The sequence below is a fragment of the Streptomyces pactum genome (genome assembly GCF_002005225.1).
GTDB lineage: Bacteria > Actinomycetota > Actinomycetes > Streptomycetales > Streptomycetaceae > Streptomyces > Streptomyces pactum_A.
This window is the reverse complement of record NZ_CP019724.1, coordinates 1,241,090-1,260,601: the sequence shown is the minus strand read 5'-3', so window position 1 is coordinate 1,260,601 and position 19,512 is coordinate 1,241,090. Positions and strand designations below refer to the sequence as shown.

20 protein-coding genes and 1 tRNA gene are annotated in these 19,512 nt (G+C 71.6%); 14 read left to right on the top strand and 7 right to left on the bottom strand.

Features of this window, described 5'->3' with window-relative positions; translation table 11 throughout:
• Positions 1–8 precede the first annotated feature (8 nt).
• The 3 genes from B1H29_RS05365 to B1H29_RS37940 are packed head-to-tail and all read right to left on the bottom strand — an operon-like array spanning position 9 to position 3,189.
• Positions 9–1,169 carry a glycosyltransferase family 4 protein gene (locus B1H29_RS05365; RefSeq protein ID WP_079160044.1) on the bottom strand — a complete coding sequence of 387 codons (1,161 nt, stop codon included), beginning with the start codon at positions 1,167–1,169 and terminating at the stop codon, positions 9–11.
• Entirely contained in the window at positions 1,157–1,888 is a 732-nt protein-coding gene (locus tag B1H29_RS05360; protein WP_055419117.1) for a class I SAM-dependent methyltransferase, read from the bottom strand. Before B1H29_RS05360 ends, B1H29_RS05365 begins: the two co-directional genes overlap by 13 nt.
• Entirely contained in the window at positions 1,885–3,189 is a 1,305-nt protein-coding gene (locus tag B1H29_RS37940) for a hypothetical protein (protein WP_159027782.1), read from the bottom strand. The genes B1H29_RS05360 and B1H29_RS37940 overlap by 4 nt, the downstream gene beginning before the upstream one ends.
• A gap of 571 nt (positions 3,190–3,760) precedes the next feature.
• Between B1H29_RS37940 and B1H29_RS05350 the strand changes: the two genes are divergently transcribed.
• A complete protein-coding gene (locus tag B1H29_RS05350) occupies positions 3,761–4,672 on the top strand; it encodes a MerR family transcriptional regulator (protein WP_055419114.1) in 912 nt (303 codons plus the stop codon).
• A 12-nt stretch (positions 4,673–4,684) separates the two neighbouring features.
• Here the strand turns inward: B1H29_RS05350 and B1H29_RS05345 are convergent, their stop codons facing one another.
• Positions 4,685–5,335 carry a TetR/AcrR family transcriptional regulator gene (locus B1H29_RS05345; protein ID WP_055419113.1) on the bottom strand — a complete coding sequence of 217 codons (651 nt, stop codon included), beginning with the start codon at positions 5,333–5,335 and terminating at the stop codon, positions 4,685–4,687.
• Between the two features lie 147 nt (positions 5,336–5,482).
• Positions 5,483–6,397 carry an alpha/beta hydrolase gene (locus tag B1H29_RS05340; protein ID WP_055419112.1) on the bottom strand — a complete coding sequence of 305 codons (915 nt, stop codon included), beginning with the start codon at positions 6,395–6,397 and terminating at the stop codon, positions 5,483–5,485.
• 341 nt (positions 6,398–6,738) lie between these two features.
• On the opposite strand from B1H29_RS05340, the gene B1H29_RS05335 reads away from it, so the two are divergent.
• The 10 genes from B1H29_RS05335 (at position 6,739) to B1H29_RS05290 (ending at position 15,340) form a co-directional block, all read left to right on the top strand.
• Positions 6,739–8,607 (top strand): ATP-binding protein, encoded by a 1,869-nt coding sequence (locus tag B1H29_RS05335; protein WP_055419111.1) that lies wholly within the window; start codon positions 6,739–6,741, stop codon positions 8,605–8,607.
• A 92-nt stretch (positions 8,608–8,699) separates the two neighbouring features.
• The gene (locus B1H29_RS05330; protein ID WP_055419110.1) at positions 8,700–9,134 is read left to right on the top strand and encodes a roadblock/LC7 domain-containing protein; all 435 of its coding nucleotides are present in this window, start codon (positions 8,700–8,702) and stop codon (positions 9,132–9,134) included.
• 2 nt (positions 9,135–9,136) lie between these two features.
• On the top strand, positions 9,137–9,511 hold the full coding sequence (locus B1H29_RS05325) for a DUF742 domain-containing protein (RefSeq protein ID WP_055419109.1): 375 nt from the start codon (positions 9,137–9,139) through the stop codon (positions 9,509–9,511).
• On the top strand, positions 9,489–10,133 hold the full coding sequence (locus B1H29_RS05320; protein ID WP_055419108.1) for a GTP-binding protein: 645 nt from the start codon (positions 9,489–9,491) through the stop codon (positions 10,131–10,133). The genes B1H29_RS05325 and B1H29_RS05320 overlap by 23 nt, the downstream gene beginning before the upstream one ends.
• Positions 10,134–10,214: 81 nt before the next feature.
• Entirely contained in the window at positions 10,215–10,790 is a 576-nt protein-coding gene (locus B1H29_RS05315; protein WP_055419107.1) for a GAF domain-containing protein, read from the top strand.
• Between the two features lie 185 nt (positions 10,791–10,975).
• Positions 10,976–12,004 carry an L-threonine 3-dehydrogenase gene (gene tdh / locus B1H29_RS05310; protein ID WP_055419106.1) on the top strand — a complete coding sequence of 343 codons (1,029 nt, stop codon included), beginning with the start codon at positions 10,976–10,978 and terminating at the stop codon, positions 12,002–12,004.
• Positions 12,005–12,032: 28 nt separating this feature from the next.
• Positions 12,033–13,226 carry a glycine C-acetyltransferase gene (locus B1H29_RS05305; RefSeq protein ID WP_055419105.1) on the top strand — a complete coding sequence of 398 codons (1,194 nt, stop codon included), beginning with the start codon at positions 12,033–12,035 and terminating at the stop codon, positions 13,224–13,226.
• A gap of 59 nt (positions 13,227–13,285) precedes the next feature.
• Entirely contained in the window at positions 13,286–14,188 is a 903-nt protein-coding gene (locus B1H29_RS05300; RefSeq protein ID WP_055419104.1) for a LysR family transcriptional regulator, read from the top strand.
• A gap of 46 nt (positions 14,189–14,234) precedes the next feature.
• On the top strand, positions 14,235–14,813 hold the full coding sequence (locus B1H29_RS05295; protein WP_055419103.1) for a helix-turn-helix domain-containing protein: 579 nt from the start codon (positions 14,235–14,237) through the stop codon (positions 14,811–14,813).
• Positions 14,810–15,340, top strand: coding sequence for a GNAT family N-acetyltransferase (locus B1H29_RS05290; protein ID WP_055419102.1), 531 nt, complete (start codon positions 14,810–14,812; stop codon positions 15,338–15,340). The genes B1H29_RS05295 and B1H29_RS05290 overlap by 4 nt, the downstream gene beginning before the upstream one ends.
• Before the next feature lie 19 nt (positions 15,341–15,359).
• On the opposite strand, the gene B1H29_RS05285 is transcribed toward B1H29_RS05290, so the two are convergent.
• On the bottom strand, positions 15,360–16,559 hold the full coding sequence (locus B1H29_RS05285; protein ID WP_055416408.1) for an IS110 family transposase: 1,200 nt from the start codon (positions 16,557–16,559) through the stop codon (positions 15,360–15,362).
• 261 nt (positions 16,560–16,820) lie between these two features.
• On the opposite strand from B1H29_RS05285, the gene B1H29_RS05280 reads away from it, so the two are divergent.
• From B1H29_RS05280 to B1H29_RS05270, 3 genes are all read left to right on the top strand, one after another.
• Positions 16,821–17,180 (top strand): MmcQ/YjbR family DNA-binding protein, encoded by a 360-nt coding sequence (locus tag B1H29_RS05280; protein WP_055419100.1) that lies wholly within the window; start codon positions 16,821–16,823, stop codon positions 17,178–17,180.
• 167 nt (positions 17,181–17,347) lie between these two features.
• Positions 17,348–18,673, top strand: a complete 1,326-nt coding sequence (locus B1H29_RS05275) for an MFS transporter (RefSeq protein WP_055419099.1) — start codon at positions 17,348–17,350, stop codon at positions 18,671–18,673.
• Positions 18,674–18,775: 102 nt separating this feature from the next.
• Positions 18,776–18,849: transfer RNA gene (locus B1H29_RS05270), tRNA-Pro, on the top strand.
• Positions 18,850–18,934: 85 nt separating this feature from the next.
• Here B1H29_RS05270 and B1H29_RS05265 read toward each other — a convergent pair.
• Entirely contained in the window at positions 18,935–19,462 is a 528-nt protein-coding gene (locus tag B1H29_RS05265; RefSeq protein WP_055419098.1) for an NUDIX hydrolase family protein, read from the bottom strand.
• Positions 19,463–19,512: the final 50 nt, after the last annotated feature.

Genomic DNA, 19,512 nt, shown 5'->3' with positions numbered 1-19,512 from the left:
GCCTCCGACTACCGGTCGAGGATGTGGGCCAACGCGGACAGATGCCGGTCCAGCGGCCAACGGCGCAGTTCTTCGGGCCCTGCAGTCGGGCCGGTGGTGCGGCGGGCCGCCGTAACCAGACAGTCGGCCAGCTCCCCCGGCGCGGGGCCGTCGTCCCCGAGGACGGGTACGGTCCATCCCGTGCGCGTCGTCGCGCCCAAGAGGTCGGGCAGTCCGCCGACGTGCGATGCCACGACGGGGATGCCCAGCGCCAGTGCCTCGGCGGCGATCAGCCCAACGGGTTCGAACCGAGAGGGGACGCACACCACGCGGGCACGGCGCAACGCCGCCATGAGCTGTTTCCGGGGGAGCCAGGGTTCGAGCGTCACACGGGGGCCGCAGTCCGCGGCGAGTCGACGGCACTCGTCGAGACAATCCGTGTCGCCATGTCCCGTGTACACGATGACGGGCGGCAGTGCAGGCCGCTCCTCGCCGGCGCGGTCGGTGTCCTGGGCCGCTCGTACCGCCCGCAGAAGGATGTCGAAGCCCTTCTGCCGGACGGACCGGCCCGCGGCGACGATCGGTCCGCGCCCGAATTCCGCCGCCGATACGGGCCTGATCTGTTCGGTGAGCAGTATCAGAGGGAGCGGCATCACCCGCACGTTGCGCAGCTCCGGATACGCGTGGCGCATCGTGCCGGCCTGGGCGTCGGACAGGACGGCGACCGTGTCCGCGGCAGCCAGTGTGCGTCGTTCCTGTTCCACGAGGTCCGGGCGATGCGGATGTTCCTGTACGGCCAGGCCGTGGGATACGAACACGCGTCGGCGTACGCCGGTCGGAGCCTGCAGCAGCGTGCCGAATTCCTCGCTGTGCACGAGGAGGTCCGCTTCGCCTCCCCCCGTCAGTCGCGGCAGCATGGCCGTCAGCCGCTGGGCGGCCAGTTGGCCCAGTTGCACTCGCCGTGCGCTGCGGTACAGCGGCTGCCCCTCCAGCTCCGGCAGACCGACGGTGCAGACTCTGACGTCCGGGGAGAGCCGGTGCAGTGCGTCGCGGGAACCCACGGTCAGGATCAGGGTGTCGTGCCTGGCGTGCTGAGCGGCCGCGACCATCAGATCCAGGGCACTGGCGATCCCGCCCCAAGCGCGGTACCGGAACTCCACGGTGGCATGGACGGTCGTCACTTGCGGCATGCCACCACCACGATGCGACGGCTGTGGCCGGTGACGGGCTGCGCGTCGAAGCCGCTTTGCATGGTCACGACGGTCCACACGTCGTCGTGTTCGATGTCCGCGGCGAGGGACGAAGGGGTGTAACGCCGGTACTCGAACCCGTACAGACCGATGGCCTGCCGGGACAGGGCGAGGTTCCGCTGCCGGACCTGTCGCCGCGTGCCGTAGCGCAGCCAGAACCCCATCCCGCCGGGCACCAGCTCACAGCCCACGCTGATCGGCCGCCGCCTGCCGTCGGCCACGTCGACGATCAGGTGGCCTCCAGGACGTACGACCCGGCCGGCCTGTGCGAACACCGTGCGCGGACCGGCACCCGCATAGCCGACGCTGGTGTACAACGAGACGGCGGCGTCGAAGACGGCGTCCCGGAAGGGCAGTTCTCCGTTGTCCGCCACGACAGCGACGCCCCGGGGGTGACGTGCGCCAGCACGTGCCACGGCACGACCGCTGCGGTCCGTGCCGTACACATGGTGTCCCGCCGCGGCCAGAGCGGCCATGTGCCGCCCGTAGCCGCAACCCAGGTCGAGCACTCTTTGGGGGGTGCGCGGCCCGAGTACCGCGGTCACCAGGCGCATCGGCCCCTGCGCTCCGTCCCGTTTCTCGACCTGGGCGAGGTCGAACGGATACGGCTCGTCACCGAAGAACTTCCGCCAGTCTCGTGACCAGACAAACCTCGTCATGGGCCATCCGTTCCTCCGGGCGGCACCGGGGTCCACCCGCGGCAGCGCAGTCGATCCGTGCGGTAGTCGTCGATAGTCGTGATCATTCCTGACCGCAGGTCCGGGCCGTGCACACAACCGCCGCACACACTGCTCGCGTGCCGGCCGCAGAACACGCGCCCCGTGTAACGGCATTCAGGGCGGTCGCGGCGTATCCGGAACACCGTCCGGCATCCGAGGTGATCGCACTGGAAACCCTGCCAGAACCCCTGGTGATGGAGGACGAGCCCAGCGCAGGCCAGCAGGGACAGAGCCGCTGACGCGGCCAGTGCCGTGTAGGACGAGTAGCTCAGCAGACGGTCGGAGTCCGCCAGGCCGATACTGACCACCGACGAGGCCAGCACCATGAGCGAGACCAGTTGTGCGGCCAGTACGAAGCCGTGGATGAAGCCTCGGCCCCTTCCGTAGATCGTGAACCGGGCAACTTCCTGGATGATCTCCCACAGAGCGCTGGCCGCGGCGATGAAGATTGCCAGAAGCGCGACGAATCGGTCGTTGCGATCGACCGAGGCGGCAAGGAAGCCGACGAAGAAGACGAAGAGCGAGTTGAAAGCCGCCCGGCCCACGCTGACCCAGGGGCTCCCCGCCAACTGGCCGCTGACCCCGCAGCGGTAGGCGAGGCGCACTTCTTCGGCAGAGGGGAAGTAGATGTTGGTGTAACGCTGTCCGTTGAGCAGTCGTGAAGGATATGCCATGGCGAAGTTGCCCTGTGTGGAACGTGGTGAGACGTCTTCGGGGGTGATGACGGTGAGCAGTAAGGGGAAATTCGCCATGGCGGGAAATCGCAGCCGCATGTCCGCTGTCGCGAATATGTAGGGTGCGACCCCCTGCGGTGGCGTGATCAATTCCCACGCCTGGAACGAGAACGCCCAGGGCGCATCGCGTTCGTGTCCGTCTGCGGGCGCGCTTATGGTGTTGGACGCGGCCGTTCTTCGGCTCACCAAATGCTCCGCACCGGATTCGCTCACGAGTGCGGTGAGTTCGATCGGCCTGTCTCCACTCCCACGGGGTGCCGAGACGAGCATCAGGGGAGCTCCGGGCGCTATCAGTTCCACCGCCGGAATGGGGATTCTGACGCTCACCTCGGCGATTTCGTCACCGGGAGACAGCCGCAACGCGACCTCGATCCGCTCTCCGCCGTGATGATGCGTGGTGCGTCCGAATGCCTGGTGATACAGCTGGAGCTGATCGACATGAGCCACAGTTCGTGAACCGAACGGCATGCGCACGCCGAACCAACCGAATAATGTGCCCGCTCTCATGGCGCCCCCCACACCCTGCGGCAAAGCGCCGCGCGCTCGCGGCGTCCACTGTGGCAGCCGTGTTGTGGGCCTGGCAAGGTGTCGTTGTCCGACTGCCACTCCGAAGCGGCCGAACGTGGATGGCCGCCACATGGGCGGCTTGAGTGACAGGTGAGATCGGGTTTAGCGGTGGTGACAGAAGGAGGGGCCGGGGCCATGGCGCGCAGCAGTCACCGGTGAAGAATCAGCCGGGGGTTGGAGCGTGGCGGCGCGGTGGGTATCACGCTGGGCATCACAGTCGCTTTTTCGCTGGTTCTCCATGCCTGCTCGGTCGACGCGGGCACGAACTTGGCAGTGACCGGCCTTCTGGCCGGGGTGACGTCTTTCGTCGTCGCACGATTCCGGGCGGAGAATGGCAGTCGCCCGTTGGCGGTAGTGCTACGGGTACGTGTCGGGGTGGTGGACCGGGCTCCTTCACGCCTGCCGGTCCTCGGCCGGGCCGACGCGGGGCGGTGCAGGGGGTTGCACCTTCCGTAGCGGCATGTGGTCCGGTGGACTTGCGTCCCGATCCCTGAAGGAAAGGTCCCTGCTCATGCATTCGTCTTTCACGCCACCCCGCCAGGTCAAGATCGGTGACGCGGCGGCCTTCGCCGGCAGCACGCCACGGGCGATTCGCCATTACCACGAGATCGGCCTGCTCCCCGAGCCTGAGCGGGGCGGCGATGACCGCCGCCGCTACGGGTACGAGGACATGATCCGCCTACTGTGGATTCGCAAGATGGCCGAGGCCGGGATCGCCCTGGACGACATCCGTGACGCCCTTGCCACCGGCACGGCTTCCGCCGGCGCGGACAGCGGAGACGGTATCGCGGGCATCCTGGAGCGGTTGGCGGAGACCCTCGCCGAGCAGGAGGCGGAATTGCGGCGGCAACGGACCGCCGTGCAGCGGATGCGCACCGAAGGCAGCCGGATGGGCCTGCTCTCCGACTTCGTCACCGAACGCCTCAAGAGCCTGCCCGAGGGCTCCCTGCGTCAGGCGGACCTGGACAGCCTGCTGGTCACTGAGCGGATCTTCGGCCCGCTCGGCGCGGCCGTCCAGGCCACCCGCTTCGTCGTCCTGGCCACGCATCCCACTCTGCGGGAGGCGTCCGACCGCATCGATGACGCCGAGGAGGCACTCGATGACAGTGTCGCCGTCGATGATCCGCGGGTGGCTCGAGTGGCCGTCGAGCGGCACGCCTTCGAAAGCGCCCTGCAGGCCGTCATCGAGGAGTCCGGCCTGGGTAAGGACGACGATGCCCTCTGCGACGCCTGGGACACTGTGCACCCTGCTACTGCCGATGGCCGCGAGGACGAGGCCGACCTCAGCTCTGGCAGGCGGGAGGCTCACTCCATGAGCGTGTTCGAAGCCACCGGCAAGATGCCCTACGACTTCTCCCCGGCCCGCCTGCGCTGTTTGGAACTGGCCGAAGAGCTGTCCGCCCAAGACTCACCCGCTACCTGAAACACGGCCTAGCTAGGGTGCCTCGGGCAGCAGCGACGGGTCGGTGGCCACGGCGCGCAGGCGGTCCAGGATGCCCTTGGCCGCCCGGCCGTAGCTGGCGAACTCGTCGTGCAGCACCGACTCGGCGTTGGCCATTTCCAGCAGCGCGACGATCTCGAAGGCGAGCTGGGGAACGTCGGCCGTCTCGGCGACGTCGCCCGCCCGCCTCGCCTCCGCCGCCGTCGTCTCGACGAAGGCGAGCCAGTCGGCGCGGGCCTCGGCCAGCGCGTCGTGAACCTTCCCCGCGCGGGCGTCGTACTCGGCCGAGACGGAGTAGAAGAAGCAGCCGCCGGGGAAGACCCGTTCCCGTGAGTAGGAGATCCAGCGGGCGCACAGACACCACAGGCGGCCGAGGCCCGGTGGCAGGTCGAGGGCGGGCTGGACCACGTGTTCCCGGTAGATCCGGATCGCCGCTCGGACGGTCGCGAGCTGCAGGTCCTCTTTCGAACCGAACAGGGCGAAGACGCCGCTCTTGCTCAGCTCGAGCTCGCTGGCGAGACGGCCCAGGGACAGTCCCTCGAGGCCGTCGACCGAGGCGGTGTCCACGGCGCGCTTCAGCACCAGTTGACGGGTCTGGTTCCCCCGGGCGATGCGCCCGTCGACGTGTGCGGCCGTCGTACCCATGTGTGCCTACTCTCCCGAGCCGGAGCCTCTGTGCCGATCGCCGGAGCCTCTGTGCCGATCCCCGAGTCGATCCCCGAGTCGGTCTCCGCGGCGGTCTGCGCGCCGATGAGGTCGCTCGAGTGTAGCGAATGGCGCACGCCCGTGCGGTTAGTGTCCAGCCCGGTCTCGAGATCGGTCCCGGTCCCGGTCCCGGTCCCGGTCCCGGTCCCGGTCTCGCTCGTGCTCGACGAAGTTGAGGACGGTTCGCACGACATCGGGATCGTGCAGGATCCGCCGGTGCCCGAGCCCGTCCGTCACGACCAGGCGGGCCCGGTCGCCGAAGGCGGCGGCGAGCCGGTGCCCCTGCTCCGGCCGGATCCTCGTGTCGCCCGCGTCGTGGATCACCAGGACCGGTGAGTGCACCTCCCGCGCGGTGTCCGTCGCGGAGAAGGGGCTCCGGTGGGCCGGTATCCCGGGAAACAGCCTCCTCGCGACCTGTGCGTGCAACTGGGCCTTGAGCCGGGGGCGCAGCGCGAGCGCCGCGCAGAACTCGTCGACCAGGTAGTCGTAGTCGCAGACCCCGCCGATGACGACGATCCGCTCCGCCTTCACCCCGTGCTCCAGGGCGAAGAACGAAGCCAGCGCGCCCAGGGAGTGGGCGACCAGGGCGTCGAACGGGCCGTGCCGCTCGTGGAGCGCGGTGATCACGGCGCGGTAGTCGAGGATGGTGGTGCTGCGGCCGGGCGACTCGCCGTGTCCGGGGGCGTCGAAGGCGACCACGCTGTGGCCGCGGTCCAGGAGCCCGTCGATCAGGCCGCACAGGCGAGAAGCCCGTGACTGCCAGCCGTGCACCAGGAGCACGGGGCGTACGCCGTCGCCCCACTGGTACGTGACGGCGTGCCTGCCGTGGACGTCCACACGGTCGACGCGCGCCCTCTGCAGCAGCGCTCGCTCGGAGGTCCGCGTCCTGCTGCGGGCGAGCGGCATGTGGAACAGGGTGAAGGCGGCCGAGCCCGCCAGCCGTCCGGAGACGCGGGAGAGGGCGTTGAGGGTGACGCTCGGAACGGCCTCGCTGAACTTCATGGAGTGCTCCTCGATCGACGTCGGATGGCGAGACATTAGCACGAACGACCGTGCACTTTTCTTGGAAGTGACGGCCGGTGCGCTCACCGACAGTGACCGTTTCCGATCAGGTGCGACCGGTCTCCGGCGTCTTTGGAGCGAGTGCTTCACCGGCTTATCGGTCTGTCGTACGAGGCCTCATACCAGAGCGGGACGTTGCCCGAGGGGTTTTGTCAACTGCCCACCGCACATGATGCACGGGCGACTACTGTCAGTGTCCGTCGGGCGACGTAGGGCCGGATTCAGCGGTCACGCGCGAGCACCTGGACCCGACGGCCCAACGGACCAGTACGAGGACCCCGATGTCTCACCTCCGCGCCCCGGCCGCGCGAGCAGACCGCCGTGAGGGCGGGCGGCACGGCCGGCCGGCCTCACGTACCGCCCCCGCGCTTCCCGAGAGCCACATACGGCCCCAGCTCCTGCGTCTCGCCGTGCTGCCGCCCGTCGCGGTGGCCCTCGGCGCCTGCGCGGTCGTCCTGTTCACCGTCCGGTCCACCGGCGCCCGGCCCGGCGTCGTCCTGTGGGTCGTGCTCGCCGGGGCGGTGTCGGTGACCCTCGCGGCCGTCGCCGTCGCCGCCGTCGCCGCCGACCGCGCCGCGCGGTCCGTGCGCGACCGCGTCGGTGCCCTGCGCCGCAGCACCGCGCGCTCGGAGGGCGATCTGCGCGCCGTGGTCGAGGCGTTGCGCCGCGGTGAGACCCCGCCCCAGCGCAAGCCGCGCGGCGGACCGCCCGACGACGCCGACGACTTCGAACTGCTCGCCGCCGATCTGTCCCGAGCCCACGACGGCGCCGTCACCGCCGTCGTCCGGGCCGCCCAGCTCTCCAGCCAGGCGGGCAGCGAACAGAAACTGGAGGTCTTCGTCAATCTCGCCCGGCGCCTGCAGTCCCTGGTGCACCGCGAGATCTCCATCCTGGACGAGCTGGAGAACGAGATCGAGGACCCCGACCTCCTCAAGGGCCTCTTCCACGTCGACCACCTCGCCACCCGTATCCGCCGCCACGCCGAGAACCTCGCCGTGATGGGCGGCGCCGTCTCCCGCCGGCAGTGGAGCAACCCCGTCGACATGACCGAGGTGCTCCGCTCGGCCATCGCCGAGGTCGAGCAGTACTCGCGGGTCCGGCTCGTCCCCCCGATCGACGGGACCCTGCGCGGTCACGCCGTCGCCGACGTCATCCACCTGCTGGCCGAACTCGTCGAGAACGCCACCCTGTTCTCCGCCCCGCAGACCCAGGTCCTGATGCGCGCCAACCTCGTCACCTCGGGCCTCGCCGTCGAGGTCGAGGACCGCGGACTCGGCATGCCCGTCGGCGAGCAGAGCCGGATGAACGCCCTGCTCGCCGACCCCGACCAGGTCAACGTCGCCCGTCTGCTCGCGGACGGCCGCATCGGGCTGTACGTCGTCTCCCAGCTCGCCAAGCGGCACGGGATCACCGTCCGCCTGCAGACCAACATCTACGGCGGTGTGCAGGCCGTACTGGTCGTGCCGCAGGCCCTGTTGGGCGCGGAGCCGGGCGCCCTGCCCGGAGGCGTGGCCCGGCCGGCGGAGGTCACCGGGGCCGAGCCCGTGCCCGTACCGGCGTCCCCGGGGCGGCCCGGGCCCGCGGCCCCCGCCGGGTCGTCGGCCCCCGCCGCACCCGGTTTTGCCACACCCGCTTCGGCCGCCCCCGTGCCGACTCCCGGCGCTCCGGCCGACGCGGCGTCGGATCCGCCCTCCGCAGCGCCCGCTGAGGCCCTCGTCCGCCGGGCCGACAGGGGTGAGCCCGTGCCGCTGCCCGTACGCGGCGCCCACCGGGACCGGCCCACCCCGGCCGCCGCCGTGCCCGGTGTCCGGCCCGGGGACCGGGGCGTCCTCGCCGAGCACGCGGCCACCCCGCCCGTCCCGCGCCACAGTGCGGTGCGCGGCACCATGGGCAAGCCCCAACTGCCCCGCCGCCGCGCCCAGGAGCACATCGCACCCCAGTTGCGCGGCGGCCCCGCACCGCGCCAGGAACCCGAGCAGTACACCGGCCACGACCCCGGACTGATGGCGGCCTTCCAGCGCGGCATCGGCCTCGCGGAGACCCAGCAGCACCCGGAGCCGGCCCCCGCGAAGCCCGCGCCGATGGAGCCGACCCGCGTCGATCGCTCGTCGGCACCCATGGAGCCGACCCACACGGACCCCGCCGGATGAGCACCCCCGCCGCCGCCCCCGGCTCCCGCCCCACCTCCACCACCACGACCAGCGCTTTTGCAGACCTTCGTACCCCAAGGAGTCGATCCACCATGGCGAGCGACGCGCCGACCGGCCAGGTATCCGACCTCGACTGGCTGATGAGCGGCCTCGTGCAGCGCGTACCGCACACGTCCAGCGCCGTGCTCCTGTCCTGCGACGGACTCGTGAAGTCCGTCCACGGACTCGACGCGGACAGCGCCGACCACATGGCGGCCCTGGCCTCCGGCCTGTACTCCCTCGGCCGCAGCGCCGGCGTCCGCTTCGGCGACGGCGGGGACGTACGGCAGGTCGTCGTCGAACTCGACTCGACCCTGCTGTTCGTCACCACCGCCGGCTCCGGCACCTGCCTCGCCGTGCTGGCCGGCCGCGAGGCCGACGCGGCCGTGCTCGGCTACGAGATGGCGATGCTGGTCAAGAGCGTCCGCCCCTACCTGGTCACCGCGCCCCGGCAGTACGCCGTCGAACCGACGGCGATGAGGCCTTGAGGGTGGCCGCGGCCGGAGACGGGCCCTGGCTCGACGACGCGGCCGGCCGGCTGGTGCGCCCCTTCACCGTGAGCAACGGCCGTACCCGGCCCACCGTCCAGCTCGACCTGATGTCCCAGGTGATGGCCACGGGGGCGACCCCCCTCGGATACCTGGGACCCGAGCACGCGCAGGCACTCGACCTGTGCCGGGCGCCCCTCCCGGTCGCCGAGCTCGCCGCTCACCTGAGGCTTCCGGTGGCAGTCACCAAGGTGCTGCTGTCGGACCTCGTCGACTGCGGCGCGCTGACCACCAAACCCCCCGCCTCGTTCCACCACGATCCCACGGACCGGGCCCTTCTGGAGGCAGTGCTCGATGGACTACGACGACAGCTCTGACTACGGCCACGGATCCCTCCCGGGGCCCGGCCACGACACCACCGACCCCTTTCCCACCGCGCTGAAGATCCTCGTGGCGGGCGGGTTCGGAGTGGGCAAGACGACCTTCGTCGGCGCGGTCAGCGAGATCGCGCCGCTGAGCACGGAGGAACTGCTCACCACGGTCAGCGCCGCGACCGACAACCTCGACGGAATCGAGAACAAACTCGAAACCACCGTGGCCATGGACTTCGGCCGCATCACCCTCGACCCCGAACACGTGCTGTACCTCTTCGGGACGCCCGGCCAGGAACGGTTCTGGTTCATGTGGGACGAACTGTGCGAGGGCGCCCTCGGCGCCGTGATCATCGCCGACACCCGCCGCCTCGACGAGTCCTTCGCCGCCGTCGACTTCTTCGAGGAGCGCGGCCTCGGCTTCATCGTCGCGATCAACGAGTTCGACGGCGGCCACCGCTACGACCCCGAGGAGGTGCGCGCCGCCATGGACCTCCACCCCGATATCCCGATCGTGCGCTGCGACGCCCGGATCTCCAGTTCCGGCGTACAGACCCTGCTCACCCTCGTACGCCACCTCATCGCCCACACACCGGCCCCCACGACGGGGCACGGCGCCCACAGGTAGATCCCGGGTAGCCCAGGTGATCCCCGCACACACCGCCACGGAGCCGCACATGACGCACGCCCACAGCGACGGAGCCCGCCCATGAGCTACGACCCGCCGCGCCCGGCCGGACGCCTGCTGCTCACTCCCGAGGACCGGGAGGCCCCCGCCCGGGTGCGACGGCTGCGCCGGCTCGGCCTGGCGGAACGCCCGGATCCGGCCCTCGACGCCTTCGCGGCCCACCTCGCCCACCTCGCCGAGGCGCCGTACGCGATGGTGAACTTCCTGGTCGAGGGCGGGCAGTTCTTCGCGGGCCTGCGGGTGCCCGAGATCCCGCCGGTGACGCGGGGGGACGGCAGCAGCCCCCCATTCGCCCGGGTCCAGCCGCGCGACCACGGGTTCTGTCCCCACGTCGTGGTCCGCCGCAAGGCGCTGGTCCTCGAGGACGTGCGCGACTATCCGCGCTTCGCGGGCAACCCGGTCGTCGACGAGTTCGGCATCCGCTCCTACCTCGGCGCCCCGCTCATCGACAGCACGGGGACGGTGCTGGGCGCCGTGTCCGCCGCCGACGTGAGGCCCCGGACCTGGGGGCAGGCGGGCCTGGCGACGATCAAGTCGACGGCGGCCGACCTCGTACGGCGCATCGAACGCAGCGCGGAGGACGGGTTCCCGCTGTGAGCCGCCGGGCATCGGCACCAGGGGCGCGCGGGGCGTGAAGGAAAGCTGCGGCCGGGCTTAAGAAAGGCTCGATGGACCCGGGACGGTGTCGTACGGCAGATTGCTGTGCGATTCCCCTCCCCTCCCCGGACGCGGGCTGCCCCGGCATGCCCGTCGCCGGGACCTCACCGTCAGGAGCCGTAGCGTTGAAGGCGCTGGTCAAGGAGAAGGCCGAGCCCGGGCTGTGGCTCGCGGACGTCCCCGAGCCCGTCATCGGACCCGGTGACGTCCTCATCAAGGTGCTGCGCACCGGCATCTGCGGCACCGACCTGCACATCCGGGCCTGGGACGGCTGGGCGCGGCAGGCCATCCGCACCCCGCTCGTCGCCGGGCACGAGTTCGTCGGCGAGGTCGTCGACACCGGCCGGGACGTCACCGACATCAAGGCCGGCGACCGGGTCAGCGGCGAGGGCCACCTGGTCTGCGGCAAGTGCCGCAACTGCCTGGCCGGACGGCGGCACCTGTGCCGTGCCACCGTCGGGCTCGGCGTCGGCCGGGACGGGGCGTTCGCCGAGTACGTCGCCCTGCCCGCCGCCAACGTCTGGGTGCACCGCGTCCCCGTCGACCTCGACGTCGCCGCGATCTTCGACCCGTTCGGCAACGCCGTGCACACCGCCCTGTCCTTCCCGCTGGTCGGCGAGGACGTCCTCATCACCGGCGCCGGACCGATCGGCCTGATGGCCGCCGCGGTGGCCCGGCACGCCGGTGCGCGCAACGTCGTGATCACCGACGTCAGCGAGGAGCGCCTCGACCTGGCGCTCAAGGTCGGCGTGAGCCTCGCCCTCGACGTCTCGAAGGCGACCATCGCCGACGGACAGCGCGAGCTGGGCCTGCGCGAGGGCTTCGACATCGGCCTGGAGATGTCCGGCCGTCCCGAGGCCATGCGCGACATGATCGCCAACATGACGCACGGCGGCCGGATCGCCATGCTCGGCCTGCCGTCCGAGGAGTTCCCGGTCGACTGGTCCCGGATCGTCACCTCCATGATCACCATCAAGGGCATCTACGGCCGCGAGATGTTCGAGACCTGGTACGCCATGTCGGTGCTGCTGGAGGGCGGTCTCGACCTCGCCCCCGTGATCACCGGCCGGTACTCCCACCGCGACCACGAGGCCGCGTTCGCCGACGCGGCCGGCGGCAAGGGCGGCAAGGTCATCCTCGACTGGACCGCGTAAGTCATCTGCCCCTCTAGGAGCTTCCGATATGTTCGACTCCGTGCGCGACGACCTGCGCACCACCCTCGACGAGATCCGCGCCGCCGGCCTGCACAAGCCCGAGCGCGTGATCGGCACCCCGCAGTCGGCGACGGTGAACGTCACCGCCGGTGGCCGTCCCGGTGAGGTCCTCAACTTCTGCGCCAACAACTACCTCGGCCTCGCCGACCACCCCGAGGTCGTCGCCGCCGCCCACGAGGCGCTGGACCGCTGGGGCTACGGCATGGCCTCCGTGCGCTTCATCTGCGGCACCCAGGAGGTGCACAAGGAACTGGAGGCCCGGCTCTCCGCGTTCCTCGGCCAGGAGGACACGATCCTCTACTCCTCCTGCTTCGACGCCAACGGCGGCGTCTTCGAGACCCTCCTCGGCCCCGAGGACGCGGTGATCTCCGACGCGCTGAACCACGCCTCGATCATCGACGGCATCCGCCTCAGCAAGGCGAAGCGGCTGCGCTACGCCAACCGAGACATGGCCGATCTGGAGGCGCAGCTCAAGGCCGCCGGCGACGCCCGCCGCAAGCTGATCGTCACCGACGGCGTCTTCTCCATGGACGGCTACGTGGCCCCGCTCGCCGAGATCTGCGACCTGGCCGACCGCTACGACGCCATGGTGATGGTCGACGACTCGCACGCCGTCGGCTTCGTCGGCCCCGGCGGACGCGGCACCCCCGAACTGCACGGCGTCATGGACCGCGTCGACATCATCACCGGCACCCTCGGCAAGGCGCTGGGCGGCGCCTCCGGCGGTTACGTCGCCGCCCGCGCCGAGATCGTCGCCCTGCTGCGCCAGCGCTCCCGGCCGTACCTCTTCTCCAACACCCTGGCCCCGGTGATCGCCGCCGCCTCCCTCAAGGTGCTCGACCTGCTGGAGTCGGCCGACGACCTGCGCGTACGGCTCGCCGAGAACACCGCCCTGTTCCGTCGCCGGATGACCGAGGAGGGCTTCGACATCCTCCCCGGCGACCACGCCATCGCGCCGGTGATGATCGGCGACGCGTCGAGGGCGGGCCGCATGGCCGAGCTGCTCCTGGAGCGCGGGGTCTACGTGATCGGCTTCTCCTACCCGGTCGTCCCGCAGGGCCGGGCCCGCATCCGCGTGCAGCTCTCCGCCGCCCACTCCACCGAGGACGTGCACCGCGCGGTGGACGCCTTCGTGGCGGCGCGCACGGAACTGGACGCCTGACACGGGCGTGACCTGCGGCCACGGATGCCGCGGGTGCGGCGGGTGAGAGAATCGATCCCGTGATCGAAGCGCGGCGGCTGCACATCCTCCGAGCGGTGGCGGACCACCGCACCGTGACGGCGGCTGCCGCCGCGCTGTACCTCACCCCGTCGGCGGTCTCCCAGCAGCTCGCCGCGCTGGAGCAGGAGACCGGCCACCGCCTGGTCGAGCGCGGCGCCAAGGGTGTACGGCTGACCCCGGCCGGCGAGATCCTGCTCAGCCACACCAACGCCGTCCTCGCTCAACTGGAGCGGGCCGAGGCCGAGCTCGCCGCGTACAGCTCGGGCGCGGCCGGCACCGTCACGGTCGCCTCCTTCGCGACCGGAATCGCCCTGGTCGTCGCGCCCGCGCTGGCCCGCCTCGCCGAGTCGGCGCCCGGCATCCGCATCCGCGTCCAGGACGCCGAGGGCGACGCCAGCCTGCCGATGGTCCTCGACCGGCAGGTCGACGTGGCCGTCGCCGTCGAGTACCGCGGGGCGCCGCCCGCCGACGACCCGCGCCTGACTCACGTCCCCCTGTACGCCGAGCCCTTCGACGCGGTGGTCCCGGTCGCTCACCGGCTCGCCGACGCCGCCGAGGTGCCGCTCGGGGAGCTGGCCAAGGACCCGTGGATCGGCCCCTACCCGGGCAACCCGTGCCACGACGTGGTGGTCATGGCCTGCGAGAACGCCGGCTTCCAGCCCCGCATGGAGCACTCCTCGGACGACTTCCGGGCCGTCGTGTCGCTCGCCGCGGCCGACGTCGGTGTGGCGCTCGTTCCGCGCTCGGCGCTGCACGGCACGGACCTCACGGGCGTGGTCGTCCGCCCCGTCGACGGGGTCGCACCCACCCGCCGGGTCTTCGCCGCCGTACGCCGGGGCGCCGAGGAGCACCCGCTGATCCGCCCGGTCCTGAACGCACTCGGCGAGGCGGCCCGGGCGTGAGCCTTCGGTAACACGGGCGTCTCATATTCGGGATAGCGTCCCGGATGTGAGAAGCACCGATGACGCTCCGGATCCCGCGGACGCCCGGCTCGCCGCCCGGCTGGCCGAGCTGCGGGCCGAACACGGCTGGTCGCTGGGGGAGCTGGCGGAACGCACCGGAGTCAGCCGGTCCACGCTGTCCCGCGCCGAACGGGCGGAGATCAGCCCCACCGCCTCCGTCCTGAACCGCCTGTGCGCGGTCTACGGACGCACCATGTCCCGGCTGCTCGGCGAGGTCGAGGCGGAACCCGCGCTGCTGGTGCGGGCGGCCGGGCAGCCGGTCTGGGAGGACCGGGCCGCCGGCTTCGTACGCCGCTCGGTGTCCCCGCCGCACGCCGGGCTGCGTGGCGAACTGGTCGAGGGCCGCCTCGCAGCCGGTGCCGACATCGCCTACGACCGGCCGCCCGTGCCCGGCCTGGAGCAGCACGTCTGGGTCCTGGAAGGGGCCCTGGAGGTGACGGCACAGGAGGCCGGGCACGACCTCGGCGCCGGGGACTGCCTGCGGATGCGGGTGTGGGGGCCGACGAGGTTCCGGTGCCCCGGCCCAGACGACGCGCGGTACGTGCTGGCGGTGGTGCTGCCGTGAGGGTGAGCCGCGTGGACGAGCGGCGGCTGACCGCCCTGCTGGGGGAATTGGCCGACCTGCTGACCGACACCGTCGAGGGCGGCGCTTCGGTCGGCTTCCTCGCGCCGCTGGACCGCGCCGATGCCGTCGCCTGGTGGCGGGGCCGGGTCAGCGCCGTGGCCACCGGGCAGCTCGCCGTCTGGGTGGCGCACGAGGGGGACCGGGTGCTCGCGACGGTGAGCCTCGCCCTGCCCGACAAGCCCAACAGCCGCCACCGCGCCGAGCTGGTCAAGCTGATGGTTTCCCGCACGGCCCGCGGCCGGGGCCTGGGCCGCGGGCTCCTGGCCGCCGCCGAGGAGGCCGCCGCGAAGGCCGGCATCACCCTGCTCCACCTGGACACCGAGACCGGCAGTCCAGCCGAGCACCTCTACCGCTCCGCCGGGTGGACCCGGGCAGGGACGATCCCCGACTACGCGGCGGACCCGGGCGGGGAACTGCGGCCGACGACGCTCTACTTCAAGCAGGTCGGCCCGGTCGCCGCCGGGTGACTGATGCTCCTATTGCCTGTCAAACGGCTTGGAGCCAGTTGCGGTAGGCGTGGGCGAGGTCGTCGTCTCGGCGGGTCCCGCGTTCGAGGGTGGAGATGGTGGCCGGCCAGAGGGCGAAGTGGCGGGCTGCAGCGGTCAGGGTGATGTTCTTGGACCGCCGCAGCGGCCGTAGATCGTCGATGCCGGGGACGGTGACCGTGGTGGTCAGGCAGCGGAACATCTCCCGGGCGATGGCCCGTTTCAGCAGCCGGATGATCTCCTTCTTCGTCCGGCCGGCGGCGGTCTGACGTGCCACGTACTCGCGGGTGCGGGAGTCGCTCGACATGCGGACCAGGGCGACGCGGTAGAGGGCTGCGTTTGCTTGCCGGTCGCCGCCTCGCGAGAGGCGGTGGCGGTTGGTCCGGCCGCTGGAGGCGGGGACCGGTGCGGCTCCGCACAGGGCCGCGAAGGAGGCCTCGGTCCGCATGCGGTCGGGGTTGCCTCCGGCGGTGACGAGCAGTTGGGCCGCGGTGTCGGGGCCGACTCCGTGGGCGGCTCGCAGTCCGGGGTTGTGGACACTCACCACGCTGTCCAGTGCCTTGACCAGGGTCTCGTGTTCGACCGTCAGTTTCTTGACGCGTCGGGCGAGACTCTTCAGCGCGGTGAGGACCGCGGTATGGACCGCGTCCCCGGCGGGCCGCAGCCGGGCGAGGGCGTCGGTGCGGTCCGTTCCTTTGAGCCGGCCGTACTTGGCGCGGATGGTGTCGGGAGCGGTGATGAGGAGGCTGCCGATCTGGTTCAGGGCGGCGGTGCGGGCCTTGACCGCGGAGCGGGCGGCGTTGTGCAGGGCGCGTATGCCCGCGACCGTGTCGTCCTTGGGGGCGCTGGAGGCTCGTCCGGACAGGGCGGCGCGGGCGGCGGCGTAGGCGTCGATGGGGTCGGACTTGCCGATGCGGCGGCGTTCGGCCCGGTCGGGCCGGTTGACCTCCACGACATGAAGCCCCGCCTCGCGGGCGGCGCGGGTGAATCCGGCTCCGTAGGAGGCGGTGCCCTCCACCCCGATGGCGATCACGTGGCCGTGGGCGGTCAGGAAGGCCAGGGCCGCGGCGTATCCGGCGGCAGTGGTGGTGAACTCGGCGTCCGCGAGATGGCCGCCGTTGTCGCTGATGACCGCGACGTGGAGGGTGTCGGTGTGGGAGTCGACCCCGCCGACCACATCCTGGTCTGCCGTGTTGTCCATGACCGCTGATGTCATGCTGATGGTGCCTTCCCAGCCGAAGGTGGGCGCCGGCCGGGTGGCGCAGACAGGACATTGAAGGGGCTTCTGACCAAGCTCCTATCAGGTCATGTTCCGCCCGGCCGGAGCCATGAGAACAGGTCCCGGTGGCCGGACAGAACAGCCAGAAGACAGTCCAGCAGGACGTCAGTCAGTGGCAGAGCCATGACCACCGGAACCTGAGTATCAGGATCAATGTCAGTGGCGGCGGCTACGGTGCCTGACATGCCGGACGCAGAAGACGTACGCCGTATCGCCCTGTCCCTGCCGGACACGACGGAGAAGACCGCCTGGAGCATGCCCACCTTCCGGGTCGCGGGGAAGATGTTCGCCACGCTGCCCGAGGAGGAGACCTCCATCGCGGTGCGCTGCCCCAAGGAGGAGCGCGACGAACTCGTGCTGGCCGAGCCGGAGAAGTTCTGGATCGCCGGCCACGAGGCCCAGTTCGCCTGGGTGCGGGTCCGCCTCGCCGCCATGGAGGGCGAGGACGAGCTGCGCGACATCCTCGCCGACTCCTGGCGCCAGGCCGCTCCGCCCCGGCTGCTGGAGGCCCACCCCCGGCTGGGGCTGCCGGCCGGGGGCTGAAAACCCTTCGGGCCTTGCCGGTGTCCCGTGGCATGATCCGGACACATGCGTGGCAGCCGGGGCCGGAGGGGGGCTCCGGCTGTCGGACGTACGACGTGAGCAGGCGTCCGGCAGCGGTCGCCCGGGGTGGTCGGCGGGCGGGCCGGCCGGGGAGGGGGGAGCGCGGGATGACCGGGCCGTCGTCGTCGCAGCCCACACCCGAGGGGGCGGCAGGCGCGCAGGCCGCGCGAGCCGTCTGGTCGAGGGACTTCGCGCTGTTCTTCGTCGCCCGGGCCATCGCCCGGCTGGGTGACACGATGCTGCCCGTGGCGCTCGCCGCCGGCCTGCTCCAGCACGGGTACGGGGCGGGCGCGGTCGGCGTCTCCATGGCCGCGACGGCCGCCGCCTTCGCCGGCCTGGTCGTCTTCGGCGGCGTGCTGGCCGACCGGTTCAGCACCCGCAAGCTGATGATCGGCGCGGACCTGGTGCGGCTGGGCACCCAGGCGCTGGCCGCCGGGCTGTTCTTCTCCGGCCACGTGGTGCTGTGGCAGGTCTGCGCGATCGGGTTCGTCAACGGCGTCGCGGGCGCCGTCTTCCAGCCCGGGGTCGCCAGCACCGTCCCCCGGCTCGCCTCCGACATCCAGGGCGCCAACGGCGCGATACGCGTCGCCGAGTCCGCCGCCCAGCTCGCGGGACCCGCCGTGGCCGGTCTCCTGGTCGGCTTCGCCTCACCCGGCGGGGTCTTCGCGGCCCATGCGACCACCTACGGGATCAGCGCCCTGTGCCTGCTGCTGCTCCGGCTGCCCCCGCTGGCGCCGGGGAGCCGAGTGGTGACCGGCCGCGGGACGAAGGCCTTCCGTGCCGACCTGGTCGAGGGGTGGCGGGAGTTCCGCTCCCGCCAGTGGCTGTGGGGCGTCATCGCCGTCTGGTGCGTCTACATGATCGCCGTGTGGGGCCCGACCGTCCCGCTGGTGGCGACTCAGGTGGTGCAGGAGCACGGCCCTCGCGTGTACGGCCTGGTCAACTCCGCCCTGGGCGCCGGCACCGTCGTCGGCGGCCTCCTCGCGCTGCGGCTGCGTCCCCGCCGCATGCTCCGTGCCGGCGCGATCGCCCTCGTCGGCTTCGCCGCATTCCCCGCGAGTGTCGGAGCCGGGCTCGGCGTACCCGCCATGGCGACCGGAGCCGCCGTCGCCGGGGCCGGGATGTCCTTCTGGGGCGTGATGTGGGCGACCAGTGTGCAGACCCAGGTGCCGCCCGACGTCCTCAACCGCATCCACGCCTACGACGTGGCGGGATCACTGGCGATGATGCCGGTCGGCCAGGCCCTCGCCGGCCCCGCCGCCTCGGCCGTCGGCGCCGATCACGTGCTGCTCGTCGCCGGCGCGACGAGCTTCGCGGTCTGCGCCGCCCTGCTCCTGATACCGGCGGTACGCGGACTGGTCCGGGTCGACGCGGCCGCGGCCGGCTCGAACCGCGCCGCGGTACCCGAGCCGTCGCGCGCGCAGAAGGGCTGAGTGCCGAGGGGCGCTCCGGGAAAGCGGTGCGCGACCACCGGTCCGGATGCGGTATGGTTTTCCTGCGCGTTCGGCCAGGGAAACCCCAGGTCAGACGGGCAACGGGACGTGGCGCAGCTTGGTAGCGCACTTGACTGGGGGTCAAGGGGTCGCAGGTTCAAATCCTGTCGTCCCGACATGGCGAAGGGCCTTCGCGGGCGAGAGTCCGCGAAGGCCCTTGTCGTGTGCGAGGAAGGGCGGCGGCCCCAGGCCGTCGAACCCTCAGACCACGCGGCCCACATGCGCCAGCGCCTGCTTCAGCAACACCCCGTGCCCGCCCGGCATCTCGCTCTGCACGGCCGGTGACAGGGCATCCTGCGGGCTGAACCAGACCAGGTCCAGCGCGTCCTGCCGCGGCCGGCAGTCGCCGGCCACCGGCACGACGTAGGCGAGGGAGACCGCGTGCTGCCGGGGATCGTGGTAGGGCGTGACGCCGTGCGTGGGGAAGTACTCGGCCACCGTGAACGGCTGGAGCGAGGACGGCACCCGGGGCAGCGCCACCGGGCCGAGATCCTTCTCCAGGTGACGCAACAGGGCGTCCCGGACCCGCTCGTGGTGCAGCACCCGGCCGGAGACCAGCGTCCGGCTGACCGTCCCGTCAGGGCCGATGCGCAGGAGCAGGCCGACGCTGGTGACTTCACCGCTGTCGTCGACGCGCACGGGCACGGCCTCGACGTACAGGATCGGCATGCGGGCGCGTGCCATCTCGAGTTCGTCGGTCGAAAGCCAGCCCGGCGTGGTTTCGGTCATGTCAGACATCGCTTGATCATACTTTCAGCCGTTCCCGCTTCCCGGGTGGC